Origin of the sequence: Pseudomonas sp. FP818 (assembly GCF_030687335.1) — a bacterium.
In the GTDB taxonomy this organism is placed as follows: Bacteria; Pseudomonadota; Gammaproteobacteria; order Pseudomonadales; family Pseudomonadaceae; genus Aquipseudomonas; species Aquipseudomonas shahriarae.
This window is the reverse complement of record NZ_CP117427.1, coordinates 568427-591996: the sequence shown is the minus strand read 5'-3', so window position 1 is coordinate 591996 and position 23570 is coordinate 568427. Positions and strand designations below refer to the sequence as shown.

Genomic DNA, 23570 nt, shown 5'->3' with positions numbered 1-23570 from the left:
CGGGCATCGGGAAAAAATCAGCCAGCAGAATGCCCTTACGCCGCCGTTGCGGCAACCGCTATGCACATAACTTCATGCACACCTGATCACTTTTTAACCACCCCAGGTAAAGCCTTGTAAACCGTGGCCTGCAGCCATATGCGCGCAGGTTATCCACAGCTGCGCCCACAGTCTTTGGGGGCAAGTACAAAACCCTCCAGGCCCCTATGTACAAGGCTTTCAGGGCGATTCAAAAAGTTTTTTGCTTGACCTTGGGCGGGCCATATGTAGGCCCCTGCGGGAGGATGAGTCGGGATGCATGGCTCCAGGCCAGTAAATCCGGCCTCTACACCAGTCTTTCCAGAGTTTAACCACAGACTTATCCACAGGCTTGAAGGTCATGTTTCGGTCATATACCTGTGTCTATGAACAGGTTGACAAAACCTGCGACACTCCACAAAAAAGCCCCTGATCAAAAAACAACCATAGCGCTACAGGCCACGTAGATAAAGGCTTGTAGCCAGCTACTCCCATGTTACCCACAGCCGGTTCCACAGTGGATGGGGACAAGTCATTTGTGTGACAAAACAGGGATTGGCGGCGGCTATATGTCGCGCTTGAGGAGGTGTGTGGATTTGTTTTCCACAATTTGCCGGAGGGCCTGTGGACGACCGAAAAATGCAGGCACCCGCTGATCGTTCCCACACTTCGCGTGGGAATGCCGCCAAGGACGCTCTGCGTCCCAAAGCGTGACGCGGAGCGTCACAGGATGCGCTCCCACGCGGAGCGTGGGAGCGATCAGGCCGGGTTAGTGCCCGCCGAGGTAGGCGTTGCGCACTTCCTCGTTCACCAGCAACTCCTTGCCGGTGCCGGTCAAACGGATTTCGCCGTTGACCATCACATACGCCCGGTCAGACAGGCGCAACGCATGGTTGGCGTTCTGCTCCACCAGGAAGATGGTCATCCCCGTGGCGGCCAGCTCGCGCAAGGTGGCGAAGATCTGCTTCACCACAATCGGCGCCAGCCCCAGGCTCGGCTCATCGAGCAGCAACAGCTTCGGCCGGCTCATCAATGCCCGGGCAATGGCGAGCATTTGCTGTTCGCCACCGGACATGGTCATCGCCCGCTGGTTACGCCGCTCCTTGAGCCGTGGAAACAGCTCGAACATGCGCTGCATATCTTCGCTGGCGTGCTTGTCGCCAATGGGGATGGTGCCCATCAGCAGGTTTTCCTCGACGGTCATGTCCGGGAACACCCGCCGCCCTTCCGGGGACTGGGCGATGCCGTTGGAGGCGATGTAGTGGGACGACTTGTGGGTGATGTCCACGCCCTGGTAGAGGATCTGCCCGGACTCGGCGCGCGGCTGGCCGAAGATCGACATCAGCAGCGTGGACTTGCCCGCGCCGTTGGAGCCGATCAGGCTCACCGTTTCACCTTCGTCGATGTGCAGCGAGACTTTTTTCAGGGCCTGGATCGGGCCGTAAAACACGTCCAGGTCCTTCATTTCGAGGATAGGCGTACTCATACCAACTCCTCTTCATCGGCGCCCAGGTAGGCCGCAATCACTTTCGGGTCGTTACGGATCGCTTCCGGCCCGCCCTCGGCGATGACGTTGCCGTGGTCCAGCACCACGATGTGGTCGGAAATACTCATCACCATGCCCATGTCGTGTTCAATCAGCACCACTGTGAGGTCGTGTTCGTCGCGCAGCAGGCGAATCATCGCGCTGAGGGCTTCGGTTTCCTGGGGGTTGAGGCCCGCTGCCGGTTCGTCCAGGCAGATGATCTGCGGCCGGGTGCACATGGCACGGGCGATTTCCAGGCGGCGCTGCTGGCCGTAGGAAAGCTCGCCGGCCAGGCGGTTGGCACAGTCCACCAGGTCCACCACTTCCAGCCAGTAGAAGGCGTGGTCCAGTGCATCGCTTTCTGCCTTGCGGTAGCCCTTGGTGTTGAGAATGCCCGCCAGCATGTTGCGGTTGACCCACATGTGCTGGGCCACCAGCAGGTTTTCCACCACCGACATTTCCTTGAACAGGCGAATGTTCTGGAACGTACGCGCCAGGCCGGCACGGTTCACCAGGTGGGTGCCGCCGAACATCTTGTAGTACACCCGGCTGAAAAAACTCTTGGGCGACACGAAGTCGGTGGGCTTGAAGCGTTCGCCGAGCAACTGGATCACGTTGGTCTGTTTGCCACGGATATTGAGTTCGATCTTGCCGCCGCTGGCTGTATAGAAGCCGGTCAGGCAGTTGAACACCGTGGTCTTGCCAGCGCCGTTGGGGCCGATCAGGGAGAAGATCGAGTTGCGTTCGACCTTGAGGCTCACATCGCTCAAGGCCTTGATGCCACCGAAGTGCATCATCAGGTGTTCCACGTTGAGGACCACTTCCTTGCTCATGGCGCTACCCCCTTGCGTGGTGTCACGCCGCTACGGCTGATCCGGATCAGGCCACGCGGTCGCCAGATCATCATCACCACCATCAACACGCCAAACAGCAGCACACGGTACTCGGAGAAGCTACGCAGCAGTTCAGGCGCCACGGTCAGCACGAACGCGGCAATCACCACGCCCACCGTCGAGCCCATGCCGCCCAGTACCACGATGGCGAGGATCAATGCCGACTCGAAGAAGGTGAACGAAGACGGGTTGACGAAGCCCTGGTAGCTGGCAAAGAACACCCCGGCCAGACCGGCCGTGGAGGCGCCGATGGTGAAGGCCGAGAGTTTGACCAGCACATGGTTCAGGCCCATGGAGCGGCAAGCGATCTCATCTTCACGCAGGGCTTCCCAGGCGCGACCCACTGGCATGCGGGTCAGGCGGTGCTTGATGTACAGCACGGCCAGCACCACCAGGAACAGCACGATGTAAATGAACAGGAATTTCACGTTGGGGTTGTAGGCAATGCCGAAGAACTCATGGAACGGCACCCCGCCTTCTTTGGCGCGGCGGCCGAACTCCAGGCCGAGGAAGGTCGGCGATGGCACCGGCATACCGTTCGGCCCGCCGGTAAACGACAGCCAGTTGTTGAGCACCAGGCGGATGATTTCACCGAAACCCAGGGTCACGATGGCCAGGTAGTCACCGTGCATTCGTAACACCGGGAAGCCGAGTATGCACCCCGCCAACGCGGCCGCAATGGCCGCCAGCGGCAACACCGTCCAGAACCCCAGCCCGAGGTATTGGTACCCCAGGGCCAGGCCATAGGCGCCGATGGCGTAGAAAGCCACGTAACCCAGGTCGAGCAACCCGGCCAGGCCCACCACGATGTTCAGGCCCAGGCCCAGCAACACGTAGATCAGCCCGAGGATCACCACGGTCAGCAGGTATTTGTTGGCAAAAAACGGAAAGACAATGGCGATCACGATCAGCGCCGGGATGATCCAGCGCAGCCGCGACTTGTAGTCCGGCGCCAGCACATGCACCCCGGAGCCCGAGCTTTCAAAACCCTGGAGGATCTTCAAGCCCTTGGGCGTTTGCAGGAACAGGCTCATGACCAGCCGCCCGGCCATGACGATGGCGACCAGCAAGCCCACGCGGGCCGGCTCCAGGTTGAAGCTGTAGCCGTCCAGGACCACGCCGACGATAGGGCCGAACACGATCAGGGAAATCAGCCCGGCGAGGACCGCATCGACCACACTTTTCTTGATATCAATAGATTTGGCAGCAGACATGTTTACACCTTCGCCACGAGAGGGCGACCAAGCAGGCCCTGGGGACGGAAAATCAGAATCACCACCAGCAGGGAGAAACTGAACACGTCTTTGTAGTCAGAGTTGATCAACCCCGAGAACAGCGACTCGGAAATCCCCAGGATGATCCCGCCCAGCATCGCCCCAGGCAGGGAGCCGATGCCGCCGAGTACCGCTGCGGTAAATGCCTTGATGCCGATGATAAAGCCGGCATAGAAGTCGAACGTGCCGTAGTTCAGGGTAATCAGCACACCGGCCAGGGCCGCCATGGCGGCACCGATGACAAACACGTAGGAAATCACGCGGTCGGTGTTGATCCCCAGGATCGAGGCCATCTTGCGGTCTTGCTGGGTCGCACGGCACATGCGGCCGAGCTTGGTGTACTTGATGATGTAGGTCAGCAGCGCCATACCGGCAAAGGCTGCGACCAGGATAAACACCTTGGTGTAGGTCAACTGGACGAACCCGGTGCCGATATCGACGCGCCAGGCGCCGGCCAGCAGGGTGGGAATGCCTTGTTGCTTGGCGCCCTGGGCGATCTGCGCGTAGTTCTGCAGGATCAGCGAAATCCCGATGGCGCTGATCAGCGGGGCCAGGCGCGTGGAGTTACGCAACGGTTTGTAGGCGACACGCTCGATGACCCAACCGTAGACGCCCGTGACGACAACGGTGAACACCAGGGTGCCAAGAATGAGCAGCGGGAAGGATTCGAGGCCGAAGTAAGCCAGCAGTGCCAGACTGATCGCCGCGAGGTAAGCGGAAATCATATAAACCTCGCCGTGGGCGAAGTTGATCATGCCAATGATGCCATAGACCATTGTGTAGCCGATGGCGATCAGGCCATAGACCGACCCGAGGGTCAGACCGTTGACCAGTTGCTGCAGGAAAATACCATCCATAACGCAATCTCACGCGGTGAGAACCTGCACACCGTGGGGTGTGCGGTCCTTCTGGAGGAAAAGACAGATCTGGTGCCGGACGCAATGGCCCGGGCAACCGCGATCCAGTGTGGGAGCTGGCTTGCCGGCGATAGCGGTCTCACATTCAACACAGGTGCTGGCTGTCAGTCCGTCATCGCGGGCAAGCCCGATTCCCACAAGGGGTCGGTGGTGGCTGGTTGATTACTTCTGCTTTTCCAACTGGTGGTATTTGCCGTCCTTATCCCACTGGTACACCACGTAGTCGGAGACTTTCAGGTCACCCTTGGTATCCCATTCTTTCTTGCCCATCACGGTTTGCACCGGGTTGGCCTTGAGCCACTTGGCTGCATCTTCGCCCTTGTTGGACTTGGCGCCGTTGAAGCCGGCGGCCAGGGCCTGGATCGAGGCGTAGGCATACAGGGTGTAGCCTTCAGGCTCGGTGCCATTTTTGCGGAACTCTTCCACCACGGCCTTGCTGTCTGGCAGCAGGCGCGGGTCGGCGCCGAAGGTCATGTAGACGCCATTGACGTACTGCGCACCACCGGCGGTCGCCACCAGTTCGTCGGTCACGACACCGTCGTCGGACATGAACTTGACGTCGTTGAGGCCGGCTTCACGGATCTGGCGTACCAGTGGACCGGCTTCCGGGTGCAGGCCGCCGAAGTACACAACGTCGGCACCCAGCGAGCGGATCTTGGTGACCAGGGCGCTGAAGTCTTTTTCGCCACGGGTCAGGCCTTCTTCCAGCACCGGCTTGACGCCGCGCTTGGTCAACTGGGCGGCGGTGGCATCGGCCAGGCCTTTGCCGTAGGTGTCCTTGTCGTTGATGACCGCGACTTTCTTGCCCTTGAGCACGTCGACGATGTAGTCGCCGGCCACGATGCCTTGCTGGTCGTCACGCCCGCACATACGGAACATGGCCGCCAGGCCACGCTCGGTCACTTGTGGGTTGGTGGAGCCTGGAGTGATAGCGATGATGCCCGCTTCGTCGTACACCTCGGAGGCTGGAATGGTGTTGGACGAGCAGAAGTGGCCGACCACGCCGATCACTTTGTCCTGGTCGGCCAGGCGGTTGGCCACGGCCACGGCCTGCTTGGGTTCGCACGCATCGTCACCGGCCACCAGCTTGATCTGTTCGCCGTTGATCCCGCCCGCCTTGTTGATCACATCGGCTGCCGCCTGGGCACCTTTCATGTACTGCTCACCGAAGGCTGCGTTGGCGCCCGTCATCGGCCCCGCCACGCCAATCTTCACATCAGCTTGAACAAACGTAGAAACACCCAGCGCGGCAGCTACCGCGAGGGCCAGGAAACCTTTCTTGTAAAACGTCTGGGACATGAGTGGTGCTCCGAGTTTTTTGTTGAATGGGCACTGCAATTTCACTTCAAACTTTCACTTGAAACCTTCACCGGAAAGCTGAGAGCAAGCGGCGTGCCATTGCGTTTTTATATTTCAAAAAGACACGGTGTCATTGTTATTACAGGCGTTTCGGTGCCTTTTTGCCGGGACGTGCAACCCTCTGGAACGCAGAGGTGCAACCAAAGGCCCGAAAGAGTGAAACCCGCCGATTGGACTGATGTCAGCCAGCCATCAAGCGCCCCTTCGGACATCTGTAACCACGCGCGTAACGGAAGTGCACATTTACAGTGCGTCACTGCTACGACTCGCACCAATACAGATTAGTAGCCGGCTAAGAAAACGCCGGCTTTTGGGCGGTATTTCGCTGATCAGATGACAATTCGCAGGCATTGGCCGGCGTGATACAACGAAAACCCGGCTTCATACAGGCAACTGCGCAGGCCCACCCCGGCCAGAGGCTGCATCGGTGCAAACGGAATCGGCAGAGCCTGGGGATCCTGGTGACACAGGTAGTCGGCAAATGCCTTACCCACCACCGTCCCGGTGGTCACGCCACGCCCGTTGTAGCCAGTGACGGCCACCAACCCGGGCGCGGGCTCGAACAGCCGCATCAGATGGTCCGGGGTAAAGGCGATACAGCCGGTCCAGGTGTATTCCCAGTCCACCGCCTTGAGGTACGGGAAATAGTGCTGCTGCACACGGTCGGCCCAGGCCTTGAGGAACCAGGCGGGCTTCTGGTTACCGTTGCCCAGGCTGCCCAGCAACAGACGCCCGTCGGCATCACGCCGGATACTGCTCAGCACCTGACGGGTATCCCAGGAACCCTGGCCGCCCGGCAGGATTTGTTGCGCGGCGGCATCGGTCAACGGCGCGGAGGCTACCTGATAGTAATAACCGGGGAAAAAGTTGCGCCGCAGCTCGGTCCATTCACCTTCGGTGTAGGCGTTGGAGGCGATCACCACTTGTGCAGCCTGCACCGCGCCCTGGGCAGTTTGCACAGACCAGTGCTGCCCCTGGCGCTCCAGTTGGGTCACCGAGGAATGATCGAACAATTGCCCACCCAGGCCCACGGCTGTATGGGCCAGGCCGCTGGTGTAGGCCATCGGGTTCAAGGTACCGGCACGCCGGTCGAGCAAGGCGGCGGCGATCTTTCGGGTGCCGGTGGCCTCCTCGCACGCGGCCCCCGTCAACAGTTCGACCGGTGCACCACGGCGCTTCCACTGCTCCTCGCGGCTACGCAGGTCCGCTTCGCCACGGGCGTTGTGCGCCATGTGCAACGTGCCCTCGCGGCGCAGCTGGCAATCAATGTTGTATTTGTCGATCAGGCTGAACACCAGGGACGGTGCCGCACCGAGCATGCGGTTGAGCTGGCTGCCCACCGCCGTGCCGAAACCGGCCTCGATCTCGTCCGGAGGAATCCACATCCCGGCGTTGACCAGCCCCACGTTGCGCCCCGAACCGCCATGGCCGGTGCGATGGGCCTCCAGCACGCAGACACTTTTGCCTTGCTCCAGCAGGTGAATGGCCGCCGACAAACCGGTGATACCGGCGCCGATCACGCACACATCCACCTTGACCTCACCCTTGAGGGCGGCGCGATCCGGCCGGCCAGGGGTCAGTTGTTCCCACAAACACGCTTCGCGTAATGGCATTGCCAGACTCCGGGATCTAACCAACAACGCTTATTCTGAATTGCGAACCCAATCGGATGTGGGAGCTGGCTTGCCGGCGATAACGATGGTGAGTCCAATACCGCTATCGCCAGCAAACCAGCTCCCACATTGACCGCACCTGATTCAGTCGAAGGTAATGCCCTGGGCCAACGGCAGTTCCAGCGAATAGTTCACGGTGTTGGTCTGCCGGCGCATATACCCGCGCCACGCGTCCGAACCCGACTCACGCCCGCCACCGGTCTCTTTCTCGCCGCCAAACGCGCCGCCGATCTCCGCGCCACTCGGGCCGATATTGACGTTGGCGATCCCACAATCACTGCCCACTGCCGACATGAACTGCTCGGCCTCGCGCACATCGGTGGTGAAGATGCACGACGACAAGCCCTGCGGCACCGCGTTATTCAGGCGCAATGCCTCGCTGAAGTCCTTGTAGCCGACCACATACAGAATCGGCGCGAAGGTTTCACTGCACACCACATCGCTCTGCTCGGGCATTTCGACGATGGCCGGCGACACGTAGTAAGCGTTGGGGAACTGGTCCTGCAACTGACGCTTGCCGCCAAACACCTTGCCGCCTTCGCTCAAGGCCTGCTCCAGGGCGTCCTGCATGTTTTCAAAGCTGTGTTTGTCGATCAGCGGGCCGACCAGGTTGCCTTGCAGCGGGTGACCGATGCGCACCTTGGAATAGGCGGCCTTGAGGCGCGTGACGATTTCGTCCTTCACCGACTCGTGGGCGATCAGCCGGCGCAGGCTGGTGCAGCGCTGGCCTGCGGTACCGACCGCACTGAACAGGATGGCACGCACGGCCATGTCCAGGTCGGCGCTGGGACCGAGGATCATCGCGTTGTTGCCGCCCAGTTCCAGAATGCTGCGAGCAAACCGTGCGGCGACTTTCGGCGCCACTTCGCGGCCCATGCGCGTGCTGCCGGTGGCGCTGATCAGCGCCACACGCGGGTCGTCCACCAGGGCGGCGCCGGCATCGCGCCCGCCGATGACCACCTGGCAGAGATACGGCGGCGCGTCGCTGAAGTTTTTCGCGACACGTTCAAACAGTGCCTGACAGGCCAGGGCGGTGAGTGGGGTCTTTTCCGAGGGTTTCCAGATCACCGCGTTGCCGCACACCAGCGCCAGCGCCGTGTTCCACGCCCACACCGCCACCGGGAAGTTGAAGGCGCTGATCACACCCACCACGCCCAACGGGTGCCAGGTTTCACGCATATGGTGGCCAGGGCGCTCGGAGGCGATGGTCAAGCCGTACAGCTGACGCGACAGGCCCACGGCGAAGTCGCAGATGTCGATCATTTCCTGCACTTCACCCAGGCCTTCCTGGGTGATCTTGCCGGCTTCCCAGGACACCAGTTCGCCCAGGTCGGCCTTGTACTCACGCAGCAGGTCGCCGAACTGGCGCACCAGCTCACCGCGACGAGGCGCCGGCACCTTGCGCCAGGCGTCGAATGCATGCTCGGCGCGACTGACCTGCTGCTCGACCTCGGCCGCCCCTTCCCAGTGCACACTGGCGATGCGGCTGCCATCTATAGGTGAATGCACAGGCTGCTTCCCCGCCTGGTACAACGCCGGGTCTACACCGAGACGATCAAGCAATGCGGCAACCATGGGTCACTCCTTCAATCCACCAACAGAAAAATTGCGCCGTGGCCCGCACGACGATCCAGGCCTTATTTGTAGCTGGCCCAGGACTTGCCAACAAACGACGATTAGGCGAGATATCATTCCGTTTATTCATGCAAAACAAAAAAAGAGGCGTGCCGTGCTCAATAAAAGACATTTGCCCTCGATCACCGCCCTGCAGTGCTTCGAGGCCGTGACCCGCCACCTGAGCTTCACCCGCGCCGCCGAGGAACTGAACCTCACCCAGAGCGCCGTCAGCAAGCAGGTCGCACAATTGGAGGAGTTGCTGCAGCACCTGCTGTTTCGCCGGGTCCGCCGGCGCTTGCAGATGACCCCGGCGGGCGACCTGTACCTGGTGGAAGTACGCAAGATTTTGAGCCAGGTGGAGATGTCGACCCACTACCTGCGCTCCTACGGCGGCGAAACCGAAGTGCTGCGCGTATCGACGCCCTACACCTTTGGCGCGCGCTGGCTGGTGCCACGGCTCAAGGGCTGGCGCCTGCGCCACCCGCAGATCCACCTGGACCTGTGCAACGAGCAGACGCCGGACGAGTTGCTGCAAGGCAAGGCCGACCTGGCCTTCTACTTCGGCACAGGCGCAAGGCCAGGCACCGAAAGCCTCAAGCTGTTCAGCGAGGAACTGGTGCCGGTGTGCGCCCCCGACAGCCTGCCGGCCCAGCCCTTCAGCGACCCCACGCAACTGAGCGAGTTGGTGCTGCTGCAAAATGCCTCGCGCCCCCAGGGCTGGCATGACTGGTTCGCCAGCCTCGGCTACCAGACCGAACACAGCTACCACGGGCCGCGCTTTGACACCTTCTATATGTGCATCCGCGCCGCGCAGGTAGGTTGTGGCGTGGCGCTTCTACCGCGGTTTTTGGTGGAAGAAGAGTTGGCAGACGGCAAGTTGGTGATCCCCTGGCAGCACGCAATGCCCAGCCAGGATGCGTACTACCTGGCGTATCCGGAGCATTCGGCAGAGGTGCCCAAGGTGCGGGATTTTGTGAAGTGGATGATGGAGCAGGTTGTTTAGCCCCTGGAATACCGCCATCGCAGGCAAGCCAGCGCCCACATTTGGAATGCATTCTCCTGTGGGAGCTGGCTTGCCTGCGATGACGCCAGAGGCCACGACAAAAAAACCTCTGGCAAAACAACACAGGTCTATGCGCCACTAGCGCCATTCTTGTCTGGAGATTCCCGTTATGAGCGAGAGTGTGTTTGCCGATCGCATCGTGCAGAACCTGCTCGACACCGACTTCTACAAGCTGACCATGATGCAGGCGGTGCTGCACAACTACCCCAACGTGGAAGTTGAATGGGAATTCCGTTGCCGTAACAGCGAGGACCTGCGCCCCTATCTGGCAGAAATCCGCTACCAGATCGAGCGCCTCGCCGAGTTGAGCCTGAGCCCGGACCAGTTGGGTTTCCTGGAACGCATCAGCTTTATGAAGCCGGACTTCCTGCGCTTCCTGGGTTTGTTCCGCTTCAACCTGCGCTATGTGCAGACCGGCATCGAGAATGGCGAGCTGTTTATCCGCCTGCGCGGCCCCTGGCTGCATGTGATCCTGTTTGAAGTGCCGCTACTGGCGATTGTCAGCGAAGTGCGTAACCGCTATCGCTACCCGACCATCATCCTGGAGCAGGCCCGCGAGCAGTTGTATCGCAAGTTCGACTGGTTGACCGCCAATGCCAGCAGCGACGAGCTGGCCGAGTTGCAGGTCGCGGACTTCGGTACCCGCCGGCGCTTCTCCTACCGCGTGCAGGAGGAAGTGGTGAATGTGCTCAAGCACGACTTCCCCGGCCGTTTCGTCGGCACCAGTAACGTGCACCTGGCCCGCGAACTGGACATGAAGCCCCTGGGCACCATGGCCCACGAATGGATCATGGCCCACCAGCAACTGGGCCCGCGCCTGATCGACAGCCAGATCGCCGCCCTTGATTGCTGGGTCCGCGAGTACCGTGGCCTGCTGGGGATCGCCCTGACCGATTGCATCACCACCGATGCCTTCCTCAGCGATTTCGATCTGTACTTCGCCAAGCTGTTCGACGGCCTGCGCCATGACTCCGGCGACCCGGTGCAGTGGGCCGAAAAAGCCATCGCCCATTACCACAAGCTGGGCATCGAGCCGATGAGCAAGACCCTGGTGTTCTCTGACAGCCTGACGCTGCCCAAGGCCCTGGAGATTTTCCGCGCGCTGCGCGGTCGGATCAATGTCAGCTTTGGCATCGGTACCAACCTGACCTGTGACATTCCAGGTGTGGAACCGATGAGCATCGTGCTTAAAATGACCGCCTGCAATGGCCAGCCCGTGGCGAAGATCTCCGATGAAGCGGGCAAGACCCACTGCACGGATCCGAACTTCGTCGCCTATTTGCGCCACGTTTTCAAAGTACCTGCCATCTCTAGCGAGGAGTGAATCATGCAAGCCGTACAGCGTGAGATTGCTGAACAGCTCAAGGTCCAACCACCGTTCCAGGACCACGCCGCCCTCGAAGCGGAAGTGGCCCGGCGGATTACCTTTATCCAGGACTGCCTGCTCAATTCGGGGCTCAAGACCCTGGTGCTGGGCATCAGCGGCGGCGTCGACTCCCTGACCGCCGGCCTGCTGGCCCAGCGGGCGATGAAAGAGCTGCGCGCGCTCAAAGGCGATGACGCTTACCGCTTTATCGCGGTGCGTCTGCCTTACGAGACCCAGTTCGACGAACACGATGCCCAGGCCAGCGTTGACTTCATCAACCCCGACGAACGCCACACGGTCAACATCGGCCCGGCGGTCAAGGCCCTGGCCAATGAAGTAGCGGCCTTCGAGGGCAAGGCGGCGGTGTCCCGCGATTTTGTACTGGGCAATACCAAGGCGCGGATGCGCATGGTCGCGCAATACACTATCGCCGGCGCAGCGAGCGGCCTGGTGATCGGCACCGACCATGCGGCGGAAGCGGTGATGGGGTTTTTCACCAAGTTTGGTGATGGTGCCTGCGACCTGGCACCGTTGAGCGGGCTGGTGAAAAACCAGGTACGGGCGATTGCCCGGTACTTTGGTGCGCCCGAGTCGCTGGTGGAGAAGATCCCGACAGCCGACCTGGAAGACCTCTCACCGGGCAAGCCGGATGAAGCGTCCCATGGCGTGACCTATACCGAAATCGATGCGTTCCTGCACGGCCAGCCGGTGCGTGAGGAAGCGTTCAGGATTATCTGCGAGACCTATCGCAAGACTGAGCACAAGCGGGTGATGCCGTTTGCGCCTTGAGGTGAGGCGGGTGGTTGTGTATTGATTGTCAGGCCGCTATCGCGGGCAAGCCCGCTCCCACAGTTGAATGTATTCATACATCAAAATGTGGGGGGCGGGCTTGCCGGTGACGAACGATAACGCGGTCTGTGGCCTTACTTCAGGGTCACAGTGCCTTTCATCATCGCGATGTGGCCTGGGAACGAGCAGAAGAACATGTACTTGCCGTCAGCCTTGAGCTTGGACACATCGAAGGTCACCGAGTCGGTCTCGCCCGCGCCGATGATCTTGGTATGGGCGATGATGCGGGTGTCGTCTTTTTTCAGGTAGTTGTTGTCGATACCGGCGGCCATGCCCTCGGTTGCAACCGGCTGCATATCAGCCTCAGTGGTCAGCACCCAGTTATGGCCCATGACGTTCTTCGGCAGGTTGCCCGAGTGCTTCAGCTCAACGGTGAACGTCTTGCAGCTCTTGTCGATTTCAATGGCCTTGGTGTCGAAGGACATTTGGTCGGTGGAGTCGACAGTGACCTTGCACTCTGCAGCGAGCAACTGACCGCTGGCCAGAGTCAGCAGGGAAACAGCAACGATTTTGGCGAACATGTGAATCTCCAAGGCAGGGTTTAAAAAACGCATATGCGACAAGGGTGCCTGAGGCAGGCAGATGTTCCAATGATCTGAATCAACAGATTGTATACAACTTTAGGCTATCAGACTGATCGACAGAATCAACCAGCCAAAGTGCCGCACGCTGCCTATGATCGGCTCATCTTTCCTTCCTGGAGTCCGAGCCATGCACCTCAATAGCCTGTTATGCAGCCTGCTTGCCGCTTACGCCTGTGGCGCCAGCGGTACTTACGAAACGGTTAATGTCGACTAACGTTTAGTCAGCAGAGACGATTCTGAAACCCGATTACCCCTTGGAGCCCGTTTAAAGGCAGAATACCCGCCGCTCAACCTCACCTTCGACCCCAGAGGATCGCCCATGGCAAAACCTAATTACTCCTTCGCCAAACGTCAGAGAGACTTGGCCAAGGAACAGAAGAAAGAGGAAAAGCTGCAACGTAAGAAAGCTGCGGCCGACGAAGAAGCAGGCGCACTGAACCCGGATGCTGAAGGGGAAGTGATTGCTGACGAAACTGAAACCCCGAAAGACCCGGCACCCGAGGCCTGAACCCCCGCCTCAATGAATGCCTGACCTGTGGCGAGCAGGCTTTATGTGGCGAGCGGGCTTGCCCGCGTTGGGGCGCGAAGTGGTCCCAGAACTGGGACGGCTACGCAGTCCAGCGGGAGCAAGCGCCCTCGCCACAGCACACGCTCGCCACAGCGGCCTGCTCTCCACGGGAGCATTGGCCACACCGCATCGGTTATTCCAGCGGCATCACCGTCACCCGTACTTCCGGGTCATGGCTGCCCCCTCCCAGAATCACCCCGCGCAACGGCGAGACATCGGAAAAATCCCGGCCCCAGGCCAGGGTGATGTGCTCCAGTGCCGGCTGCACATTGTTCGTCGGATCAAAATCCACCCAGCCCGACAACGGGCAAAACACCGACACCCACGCGTGCGACGCATCAGCGCCGATCAGCCGTGGCTGGCCGGGCGGTGGCTGGGTCAGCAGGTAGCCACTGATGTAACGCGCCGCCAGGCCCCGTGAGCGCAGGCAGGCAAGCATCAGGTGGGCAAAGTCCTGGCACACCCCCCGTCGACGCTCCAGCACCTCCACCAGCGGCGTGGCGACCTGGGTGGCTTCGGCATCGAAGGTAAACTCGCTGAAAATCTTCTCCATCAACGCCTGCACGCCCAGCAACAGCGGCCGGCCAGCCGGAAAGCAGCTCTCGGAAAAATCGACGAAGTTTTTCTTCAAATGCACGTAGGGCGATTCGAAACGATAGCGGCACGCCTCGATCGCCTCTGCCGACAACGGCTGGCCACTGTAGGTCAGGCGGTTGCGGGTCTGGTCCCAGGGCGGTGACTGGTTGAAATCCAGCACAGGCCGGGCCAAAACCTCCACGGTCAGGCCGGCGTTGACTAGCAATTCATCATGGGGCCGCTCGAACGCCAGCCGGGTGATCGGGTTGCCGAACACATCCAGCTCATCACGGCGCGCCGTCGGCTCGGGGCTGATCTCCAATTGCCGTGAAGTGCAGCGCTGCCACGCACACGGGCGCGGCCATAAGTGCGCCAGTTGCTGGGCCAGGGACACCGGGCTGTCGTAGTGATAATGGGTATCGTGGAAAATCTGATAGCGCGCGCTCATTACACAGACACCGTTTGCTGGCTGACATCATCCACATGGGCAAAATGGCGCAGGGCCAGGCGATCAGAGACTTGCCCGCTTTCATCGGCGACCGCCTGCAACAGGTCCGCCAGGCCGTCGAGGGCCGCGCGCACGCTGGCGTCACCAAACAACGGGTTCTCCAGGCAACCCAGGTCAAAGCGCGACAGGCGCTCCACCAGCGGCGCCAGCCCGGTCTCCCGAGGCACGCCGAAGTCATCGTTGAGGCGACGCAGGGTGCGACTCACCAGCTTGAGCTGGAACACCACCGCGTGGGGGTTCTGTTCATCCAGCAGCAACAGGTCCAGCACCGGAATCAATTGCGGCACTGCCAGGTAACGCGAGCGGTAGGTGATGCTGCTGTTGCCCAACTCCAGCAACCACTCCAGCCCGGCCTGGTCGAACACCGCCACGCCGCGCAGGAAGGCCGCGAGGCTGCTGCTGAGAAACTGCAGGCGCTCGATGCGCCGGCCCATCATCAAAAAGCGCCAGCCTTCGTCGCGGGTCATGTCGTCGAGGGCAAAGCCGGACAAGGCCGCCAGCGACATCACCAGGCGATTGAGAAAATCCAGCAGCTCGCCAAAATCCGGCGTCTCGCGCTCCAGCTCCAGGGCTTCGCGCTGCAACTCCACCAGAGCCTGCCAGTTCTCCCGGGACAGCTTGCCGCGCACCTGGGATGCCGCCCACTGCAAGCGCTGCAAGTTGGCGCGCAGGCTCGACGGCCAGTCATCACCGAGCAGGGCCTGCAGCAGGCGCTCGGGCAACTCGCCCTCCTCCGGCAGCAGGCGCAGGCTCTCACCGAGTTCTACGGCGGCCTGCAGGGCCAGCGGGTCGTCACCATCGACATAGCGCGCGAGCACCACACGCAGCCAGCGCGCACTGTTATCGCAGCGCTCGCAGTAACGGCCGAACCAGAACAGGTTTTCCACCACCCGCGAAGGCAGGTAGGGGTCGCGACGCACCAGGTCATGGGTGCCGATCACCCGCTGCGCACGCCATTGCTCGCCACCGGGGGCCCGCTCGCCCAGCACCCAGGTGTCCTTGCTCGCCCCGCCACGTTGCATAGACACCACTTCGGCGTCCGCGTGGGCTGCCACGCGGGTCAGGCCGCCCGGCAGCACCCGGTAACCATCCTCACCGGCCACCGCGTACACGCGCATGCCAATGGCGCGATGTTGCAGATGATCATCCACGGTGTGCCAGACCGGCGCCTGGGACAGCTGCGCCAGCTCCTGGGCCACGTAGGCGTATGGGCGCGCCTGCATGCGTTCGGCCAGGGCCTGGCGTTGTTCGTTGTTCAAGTCGCGGCCAAACACCGGGGCAAAACTTTGCGAAGGAAACGCCGGCTTGATCAGTAACTCCGGCAGTTTTTCCAGGGCTTCGGCCAGTACCGGGGCCTCGCCGCACCACCAGGTGGCGATGGACGGCAGGATCAGTTCTTCGCCAAACAGAAATTGATTGATCTTCGGCAGGAAACCCAACAGTCCAGGGGACTCCAGCACGCCGGCGCCCAGGGCATTGGCCACCAGCACATTGCCCTGGCGTACCGCATCCAGCAGGCCGGGCACGCCCAGGGCCGAGTCGGTGCGCAGTTCCAGGGGGTCGCAGAAATCATCGTCCAGGCGGCGCATGATCGCGTGCACGCGGCGCAGGCCGCTGAGGGTCTTGAGGTACACCGTGCTGTCGCGCACGGTCAGGTCGCCGCCTTCTACCAAGGGGTAGCCAAGCTGACGGGCCAGGTACAGGTGTTCGAAATAGCTTTCATTGAAGCGCCCCGGGGTCAGCAGCACGATCAGCGGCGGCTGGTCATCACCGGGCGCCTGGCGGGCCAGGGTTTCCTGCAGGGTGCGGAAGAACCCGGTGAGGTGCTGCACCTGCAAGTCGCGATACAAATCCGGGAATGCACGGGAGACGATGGTGCGGTTTTCCAGGGCATAACCGGCGCCGGAGGGCGCCTGGGTGCGGTCTGCCGTGACCCACCAGCGGCCATCCGGGGTGCGCGCCAGGTCCACCGCGTACAGGTGCAGGAACACTCCATCGGGCGGCTGGATGCCCTGGCACGGCCAGAGGAAGTTGTTATGCCCAAACACCAGTTCTGCCGGCAGCAAGCCTTCGGCAATCAGGCGTTGCGGGCCATACAGGTCGGCCAGCACCGCATTGAGCAAGCGCGCACGCTGGGCAATGCCTGCCGACAAGTGCGCCCACTCATCCGCCGCCAATACGTGGGGCAGCAGGTCCAGCTCCCATGGGCGGTCGGCGCCCTTGGGGTCGGCATAGACGTTGTAGGTCACGCCGTTTTCCTGGATCTGCCGCGTCAGCAACGCCTGGCGCTGGGCCAGTTGCGCCGGGGTGCTGCGCTGCAGGTGGTCGAGCAGGCGCTGCCAATGGGCGCGCACCGCGCCGCTGCCATCCAGCAGTTCGTGATAGGTGCCCGCAGTCAGCGGGTAACGGTCGAGCAAGTCGGACATGGAACGCTCGGCAGGGGCAAGGGAAGCCAGATTAACCTAACAAACACTGCAAATCCTCTGTGGAAACTGGCCGTGTGGAGAAGCGGGCTCGCTCGCGATAGCAGTGCGTCAGCCAATGCATGTCCTGGCTGATACTCGGTCATCGCGGGCAAGCCCGCTCCCACATAAGCCCGCGCCTACAGGTGGGGTTGTGTTTAGTCATTTTTATTGGGGAACCGCCGCAGATCCAGGGTCATTGGCAGTTCATCGTTGATCACCATCGCCGGCACCGGCAATTTGCCCGGGCTGTGGCCCAGGCGGAAAAACCGCGCCATGCGCCGGCTTTCCGCTTCGTTGGCATTCACCGGCAAGCTGTCGTAATTGCGCCCACCCGGATGGGCCACGTGGTATTGGCAGCCGCCCAGGGAGCGTTGCATCCAGGTATCCAGCAAATCGAACACCAGCGGTGCATGCACCGCGATGGTCGGCTGCAGGCAATTGGCCGGTTGCCAGGCGCGATAACGCACGCCCGCGACGAACTCCCCCACCCGGCCGGTGGCGTGCAGTGGCACCGCCACCCCGTTGCAGGTCAGCACATAGCGCTGCGGCGCCAGGCCGCTGAGTTTTACCTGCAAGCGCTCCAGGGATGAATCCACGTAGCGCACCGTACCGCCCGCCGCGCCCTCTTCGCCCAGCACATGCCAGGGCTCCAGGGCCTGGCGCAGTTCCAACTCGATACCGCTGACGGCATAGTCGCCGACTTTGGGAAAACGGAATTCCAGGTGTGCCGCGAACCACTCGGCGCGCAGTGGATAACCGGCGGCGTTGAGCTCGACGATCACGTCGGCAAAGTCCTGCTCGATAAAGTGCGGCAGCAGGAAGCGGTCGTGTAGCTCCGTGCCCCAGCGCGCCAGCTTCGGCGGCGCGTAGGGCTCACGCCAGAAGCGCGCCACCAGGGCGCGCAGCAGCAGCTGTTGGGTCAGGCTCATGCGTGCATGGGGCGGCATCTCAAAGGCGCGCAGCTCCAGCAGGCCCAGGCGCCCGGTAGCACCGTCCGGCGAGTAGAGCTTGTCGATGCAGAATTCGGCGCGGTGGGTATTGCCGGTGACGTCGATCAGCAAGTTGCGCAGCAAGCGGTCCACCCGCCACGGCGGGCATTCCTCGCCTGGCGCGGGCATCTGCGCAAAGGCGATTTCCAATTCGTACAACGCGTCATTGCGCGCCTCATCCACCCGTGGCGCCTGGGAGGTCGGGCCGATAAACAGCCCGGAAAACAGGTACGACAACGACGGATGGTTATGCCAGTAACTGATCAGGCTGCGCAGCAGGTCCGGGCGGCGCAGGAACGGCGAATCCTTGGGCGTGGCCCCACCCAGCACAAAGTGGTTGCCTCCGCCGGTGCCGGTGTGGCGCCCGTCGATCATGAACTTTTCGGTGGTCAGGCGGGTTTGCCGGGCCTCTTCATAGAGGAACTCGGTGCGCTCCACCAGTTCGTCCCAGGTGGCGGACGGCTGCACGTTGACCTCGATCACGCCAGGGTCTGGCGTCACGCGGAAGTTGCTCAGACGCGGGTCGCTCGGCGGCTCGTAGCCTTCCAGCAATACCGGGCAATGCAGTTCCTGGGCGGTGGCCTCGATGGCGGTCACCAACTCCAGGTAATCCTCGACCCGCTCCAGGGGCGGCATAAACAGGTAGAGCCGCCCTCCCCGTGCCTCGGCGCACAAGGCGGTGCGGGTCAGCCAGTCGGCAGACTCGTCGACCTTGGGCACACGCTCGTCGCTGGGGGCCGGCTCGCCCGGGCCTGACGCGCTGATGGCCAGCGCCGGCAGATCTTGATTGGGATCGGTGGGGTGCACAAAGGGGTAATCTGCCGCCGTCACCCAGGGCTGCGAAGCCAGGGGCAAGCGATAGCCCAGCGGCGAATCACCCGGCACCAGCCGGCAATGGGTGTCGCGCAGGTACCAGCGGCCGCTCTGCCAGCGATCATTGGCTGCGGTGCGCGCCAGGGGCAGCACATGACCGATGATTTTATCCAGGCCCTGGCTGAACACCTTGCGCAGGCGTTCGCGCTCCAGCTCATCCTCCAGGCGCGAATCCTGGGCGCTGACGTTCTGTGGCAAGGCACCTTCGCGCCACAGGTAGTAAAAATTGTCCTCGAAGGCTGGGAATACAAAGCGCGCAGGGAGCTTCAGGCGCTCGGCAATGCTCGCCAGGAAGCGCCCGGCCATGACCTCATCCGCGCCGTAGTCTTGCTGCTCGTCGGCAATCAGCGCGTCGTTGTGCCAGACCGGCACACCGTCCCGACGCCAATGACAATTGAGCGACCAACGCGGCAGTTGCTCGCCGGGGTACCACTTGCCCTGGCCGAAGTGCACCAGGCCCTTGGGCGCGTAGTGCTTGCGCATGCGCTGGAACAGCTCGGCGGACAGTCGGCGCTTGTCCGGGCCCAGAGCAGCGGTGTTCCACTCGGCACCGTCGGGGTCGTCGATGGACACAAAGGTCGGTTCGCCGCCCATGGTCAGGCGCACATCGTCCTTGAGCAGGTCGCTATCAATCTGCCGGCCCAGGGCCTGGATCGCCAGCCATTGTTCTTCGGTGTAGGGCTTGGTCACCCGAGGGGCTTCCCAAATGCGCTCCACCGACATTTCGTGGGTGAACTCACACTCGCACGGCTCCACCAGCCCACTGATCGGGGCGGCAGACGATGGATCGGGACTACAGGCCAATGGGATATGCCCTTCACCGGCGAATAGACCGGAGGTGGCATCCAGGCCGATCCAGCCGGCGCCGGGCAAATACACCTCGCACCAGGCGTGCAAGTCGGTGAAGTCCACCTCGGTGCCGGAGGGCCCGTCGAGGGCTTTGACGTCGGCGGTCAACTGGATCAGGTAACCGGAGACAAACCGCGCCGCCAAACCCAGGTTGCGCAGCAGCTGCACCAGCAGCCAGGCCGAGTCGCGGCACGAGCCGGAGGCGTTTTCCAGGGTGAATTCCGGGGTTTGCACGCCCGGTTCCATGCGGATCAGGTAGCCGATATCCGCCGCCAGGCGCTGGTTGAGGCCGACCAGGAAATCCACGGCCGGCAGCGGCGTGCGGTCAATACCGGCCAGGTACGCAGCAAACTTCGGCGTCAGCGGCAGAGTTTCCAGATACGGCGCCAGCTCGCGCTGCTCGTCGGCGGCGTAGCTGAAGGGGATTTTTTCGGCGTAGGGCTCAAGAAAAAAGTCGAACGGATTGAACACCGCCATCTCGGCGACCAAGTCGACCTCGATACGCAGCTCATCGGTCTTTTCCGGAAACACCAGGCGCGCCAGGTAATTGCCCTGGGGGTCTTGCTGCCAATTGATGAAATGCTGCTCGGGCAGCACCTTCAGCGCGTAGGACAGGATCCGCGTGCGGCTATGGGCCGCCGGTCGCAGACGCACAATCTGTGGGCCAAGCTCCACAGCGCGGTCGTAACGGTAATGCGTAACATGGTGCAACGCGACATGAATCGACACGGCGGCCTCCTGCGAGCCAGAGCATGAACACAAAGCGCGCAAGACTTATGCCAGAGCGGCGGTCATTGCGCTTTATCGAGGGAGCCGGTGCAGTACAGCACCAAAACGGCGCGAGAGCGGCCGTCGTGGTGCGAGGGTTGCACATATTTGTGGCGCAAGTGCGGGGCGCAGTGGTGAATCTACCCAATCAGCGCTTTTTGCGCGTTGCGTTGAAACCGGTTATCGAAGGCAACGCCTTCACATGCGACTACTCGATCTAGCGGTTGATTTGACAGACTGCCGAATGCGACGGATTCCAACGAGTTTTGTACGCATCTCTCGTTGAACCTTGCTGTTAAGTGTCAACAATCCAAGGAATGGGAATAACAGCGCCAACCCATAGAGAACTTTATGAGGCTGGTACTGAACCATTGGAACTACAAACACTAGACAGGCGAGGTAGATACCGACCATCACCCACACCCAGGAGGGTCGGCCCCGCAAAATCATAAAGTTGCTATGGACCGTCAACAGAATGAGCAGCGCCCCGACCAACATGATCTTGAGCCCCACTTGAGCCAGCGGCACATCACGAAAATAAGTGACGAACGCCAGCGCAACAGCCAATGCCAACGAAAAATACGCAGCGAATACACCACCCAGAAACGTCAGAAAGTATTGCCTGAAAAAGTCGCGTAGCGTCATTAACTCGTTCATTCGCTTACCCCATCAACGCTTTTTGCGCGTTGCGATTACGGCTTGGCGCAGGTGGCGTATTTCGAGCAGCCGCTGGCGCATTTCGCGATGGCGCTGACTATTGAGCAACAGCAAGCCCAGCAGTGGGAACAATAAGCTCAAGCTATAGATCAACGGATGCTGCTGATCACGGATGGCGGGCAACACACCTAGGAAGCACAACCCCAGGAGCACCGCCAGCGGCCGCACCCATTGCGGACGCCCGCGAGCAATCATGAAATTGCAGTGCACCACCACCAAAGTGAGCGCGATGCCACCCAGGAACGAATACTTTGCATTGTCCTCCATGGGAAGGTCCTGAAAATAGCTGTCGAAAAACAACGGAACTGCAAATACCAACGTAAAAATGGACGCGAATATCCCCCCCATAAAGACCGGAAAATACTGCGACAGAAAACTACGAATGCTGGGAATCTCATTCATTGCTCAATCTCTTCGTACAGGCCTACAGCAACAGTCCGAACATTCCCCGAAATCGCACTGCCGGTAAAACCGACCGCAGCACCCAAGGCATCCTTAATTTGCGTGACTGTTGCATGCTTGACTTCGGTAGGCGCGAAACGCTTGGGGAGTTCACGGCTAGTGAATCTGCACAATCACCGTTTTTTGTACTTTGCGGTCGCAGCCTGGCGCAGATGGCGCAGCTCGACGAGTTTCTGTCGCATTTCCCGATGACGCTGACTATTGAGCAACAGCAACCCCGCCAACGGAAACAGCAGCCCCATTACATACGCTGCCATATGTGGCCGATAGCTATAGGTTGGCAACACGACCAGCAAACATACAACGTAGAAGGCTGCGATAGCCCAAGCCCCCCATTCTCGCCCTCTGATCATGACGAAATGGCTGAACGCCAAGAGCAAGCCCAAGAAAACTGCCGCCAGAAAAGAGTAACGCGCCCGCTCTGGGTCACTGCGAAAAAATGTACTTGATGCCAATGAAATAGCGGCAGAGAGAGAGAAGCAGGCAAGGAAGAACGCGCATATAAACGCTGGAAAATATTGCGCCAAAAAAGCTCTTAATGAACCAGGACGATCCATCACTCAACCTCCTCATAGAGGCCAACTGCAATCGTTCGAATGTTGCCTGATATAGCGCTCCCGGTAAGACCAACGGCAGCCCCGAGGGAGTCTCTGATCTGCGTCACAGTAGCGTGATTGATCTCGCTAGCTGAATAGCGCTTGGCCAGCAGACCGGAGCGCTGGCGCAGTTTCAAGAGTTTATTGCTCAGTCTTGGATCTTTCAGGCTCAGCAACTCTTTGGTGAGCGCCTTGCGTTGCTGGCGGGTCAACCCCTTGGACAACTCGTACCAACTTCTGCCAGTGGTCACCTTTCGAGCCTGCAGCAGCCGAAGAGTGGTCAGAGTAGAGGCGCCGGCACCCAGCAGTGAAGCGGCGTCCAATACCGGCATTGCATAGCGATACCAGTCCTCGCTATCCATATCGTCGTTGGCTGCCGGGTCATTGAGTTCGTTGATAGTTCTCACCCCCCCGACGACACATTGCGCAGTACTGGCCGCTGCAGCCGTCGCACCGATGCCCGCCACCACCAGGCTCGCGCCACCCGTGAAAGGCACGGCGACTGTACCGCTGAACACAACAATCCAACCGAGGATTGCGCCCGCACAAGACAGGGTCGTATTGACTGCTTCGCCCACCAACCGGGACTCACGCGGGTTGTTAGCCACCTGATTGGCAAACTGCGCCGGCGAAATGTACCTCTGCGCCTCACGCAAAATGATGCGCTTGGGCTTGATGCTGCAGATCGGCTTGAACTCGCGCAGGGTAATGACATTGAAGTCAGCGTCGATATACACCACCCCTGCGCCGACGATGCCGGGGTCGGCGTCGATGGCCGCGAACAGCCGTGGCAGGTTGATCTGGCTTTCGATGCGCTGGCGCGCCATGAACTGGGAGCGGTTGGAGTCCATGCCGATGTTGAGCAAGGGGTTGCTCATGGGGTGTTCTTCCTTGAAATAGGTGGTGTCTGAACTGGCGCCTTCGCGAGCAAGCCCGCTCCCACAGTTGACCGAGTTCCAGCATGAGAATGCGGTCGAATGTGGGAGCGGGCTTGCTCGCGAAGGCGATTCAATGGGCGCCACCTTAACAAACAGGTTTCCCACCCGCTAGAAAGCAAAACG

General features: G+C 61.1%; 19 protein-coding genes and 1 pseudogene. 4 read left to right on the top strand and 16 right to left on the bottom strand.

What is annotated here, in order from left to right; translation table 11 throughout:
- Nucleotides 1-787: 787 nt before the first annotated feature.
- From PSH80_RS02550 to PSH80_RS02520, 7 genes are all read right to left on the bottom strand, one after another.
- Complete coding sequence (locus PSH80_RS02550) at nt 788-1504, bottom strand: ABC transporter ATP-binding protein (protein WP_057437450.1); 717 nt, start codon at nt 1502-1504, stop codon at nt 788-790.
- Nucleotides 1501-2376 carry an ABC transporter ATP-binding protein gene (locus PSH80_RS02545; protein WP_057958172.1) on the bottom strand — a complete coding sequence of 292 codons (876 nt, stop codon included), beginning with the start codon at nt 2374-2376 and terminating at the stop codon, nt 1501-1503. The genes PSH80_RS02550 and PSH80_RS02545 overlap by 4 nt, the downstream gene beginning before the upstream one ends.
- On the bottom strand, nt 2373-3650 hold the full coding sequence (gene livM, locus PSH80_RS02540) for a high-affinity branched-chain amino acid ABC transporter permease LivM (protein WP_057958171.1): 1278 nt from the start codon (nt 3648-3650) through the stop codon (nt 2373-2375). The genes PSH80_RS02545 and livM overlap by 4 nt, the downstream gene beginning before the upstream one ends.
- Nucleotides 3651-3652: 2 nt before the next feature.
- Nucleotides 3653-4567 carry a branched-chain amino acid ABC transporter permease gene (locus PSH80_RS02535; protein ID WP_057437447.1) on the bottom strand — a complete coding sequence of 305 codons (915 nt, stop codon included), beginning with the start codon at nt 4565-4567 and terminating at the stop codon, nt 3653-3655.
- 222 nt (nt 4568-4789) lie between these two features.
- Nucleotides 4790-5926 carry a branched-chain amino acid ABC transporter substrate-binding protein gene (locus tag PSH80_RS02530; RefSeq protein WP_057437446.1) on the bottom strand — a complete coding sequence of 379 codons (1137 nt, stop codon included), beginning with the start codon at nt 5924-5926 and terminating at the stop codon, nt 4790-4792.
- 389 nt (nt 5927-6315) lie between these two features.
- On the bottom strand, nt 6316-7599 hold the full coding sequence (locus tag PSH80_RS02525) for an FAD-binding oxidoreductase (RefSeq protein ID WP_057958170.1): 1284 nt from the start codon (nt 7597-7599) through the stop codon (nt 6316-6318).
- 144 nt (nt 7600-7743) lie between these two features.
- On the bottom strand, nt 7744-9234 hold the full coding sequence (locus PSH80_RS02520) for an aldehyde dehydrogenase family protein (protein WP_057958169.1): 1491 nt from the start codon (nt 9232-9234) through the stop codon (nt 7744-7746).
- Between the two features lie 154 nt (nt 9235-9388).
- On the opposite strand from PSH80_RS02520, the gene PSH80_RS02515 reads away from it, so the two are divergent.
- From PSH80_RS02515 to nadE, 3 genes are all read left to right on the top strand, one after another.
- Nucleotides 9389-10279 (top strand): LysR family transcriptional regulator, encoded by an 891-nt coding sequence (locus PSH80_RS02515; RefSeq protein ID WP_057437442.1) that lies wholly within the window; start codon nt 9389-9391, stop codon nt 10277-10279.
- A 169-nt stretch (nt 10280-10448) separates the two neighbouring features.
- Nucleotides 10449-11663, top strand: a complete 1215-nt coding sequence (gene pncB, locus PSH80_RS02510; RefSeq protein ID WP_057958168.1) for a nicotinate phosphoribosyltransferase — start codon at nt 10449-10451, stop codon at nt 11661-11663.
- Nucleotides 11664-11666: 3 nt separating this feature from the next.
- On the top strand, nt 11667-12494 hold the full coding sequence (gene nadE / locus PSH80_RS02505; protein WP_057437440.1) for an ammonia-dependent NAD(+) synthetase: 828 nt from the start codon (nt 11667-11669) through the stop codon (nt 12492-12494).
- 134 nt (nt 12495-12628) lie between these two features.
- Here nadE and azu read toward each other — a convergent pair whose 3' ends face one another.
- Nucleotides 12629-13075 carry an azurin gene (azu, locus tag PSH80_RS02500; protein WP_057437438.1) on the bottom strand — a complete coding sequence of 149 codons (447 nt, stop codon included), beginning with the start codon at nt 13073-13075 and terminating at the stop codon, nt 12629-12631.
- A gap of 382 nt (nt 13076-13457) precedes the next feature.
- Between azu and PSH80_RS02495 the strand changes: the two genes are divergently transcribed.
- Complete coding sequence (locus PSH80_RS02495) at nt 13458-13646, top strand: hypothetical protein (RefSeq protein WP_057437435.1); 189 nt, start codon at nt 13458-13460, stop codon at nt 13644-13646.
- 193 nt (nt 13647-13839) lie between these two features.
- On the opposite strand, the gene PSH80_RS02490 is transcribed toward PSH80_RS02495, so the two are convergent.
- The 8 genes and pseudogenes from PSH80_RS02490 to PSH80_RS02455 all read right to left on the bottom strand — a co-directional run bounded on the left by PSH80_RS02490 (nt 13840) and on the right by PSH80_RS02455 (nt 23387).
- The gene (locus tag PSH80_RS02490; RefSeq protein WP_115127263.1) at nt 13840-14730 is read right to left on the bottom strand and encodes a transglutaminase family protein; all 891 of its coding nucleotides are present in this window, start codon (nt 14728-14730) and stop codon (nt 13840-13842) included.
- Nucleotides 14730-17216 (bottom strand): circularly permuted type 2 ATP-grasp protein, encoded by a 2487-nt coding sequence (locus PSH80_RS02485; RefSeq protein WP_057437433.1) that lies wholly within the window; start codon nt 17214-17216, stop codon nt 14730-14732. Before PSH80_RS02485 ends, PSH80_RS02490 begins: the two co-directional genes overlap by 1 nt.
- 194 nt (nt 17217-17410) lie before the next feature.
- Nucleotides 17411-20695 (bottom strand): DUF2126 domain-containing protein, encoded by a 3285-nt coding sequence (locus PSH80_RS02480; RefSeq protein WP_305419056.1) that lies wholly within the window; start codon nt 20693-20695, stop codon nt 17411-17413.
- A gap of 237 nt (nt 20696-20932) precedes the next feature.
- Nucleotides 20933-21391: a hypothetical protein gene (locus PSH80_RS02475; RefSeq protein WP_057437428.1), complete on the bottom strand. Its 459-nt coding sequence runs from the start codon at nt 21389-21391 to the stop codon at nt 20933-20935.
- A 12-nt stretch (nt 21392-21403) separates the two neighbouring features.
- Nucleotides 21404-21853 (bottom strand): hypothetical protein, encoded by a 450-nt coding sequence (locus PSH80_RS02470; protein ID WP_057958161.1) that lies wholly within the window; start codon nt 21851-21853, stop codon nt 21404-21406.
- A pseudogene (locus tag PSH80_RS02465) lies at nt 21850-22011 on the bottom strand (NAD synthetase); the annotation flags it as partial. The pseudogene PSH80_RS02465 and the gene PSH80_RS02470, both read right to left, overlap by 4 nt.
- Nucleotides 22012-22026: 15 nt before the next feature.
- Nucleotides 22027-22470 (bottom strand): hypothetical protein, encoded by a 444-nt coding sequence (locus tag PSH80_RS02460; RefSeq protein WP_057958160.1) that lies wholly within the window; start codon nt 22468-22470, stop codon nt 22027-22029.
- Complete coding sequence (locus PSH80_RS02455; protein WP_057958159.1) at nt 22470-23387, bottom strand: hypothetical protein; 918 nt, start codon at nt 23385-23387, stop codon at nt 22470-22472. The genes PSH80_RS02460 and PSH80_RS02455 overlap by 1 nt, the downstream gene beginning before the upstream one ends.
- Between the last annotated feature and the right edge of the window lie 183 nt (nt 23388-23570).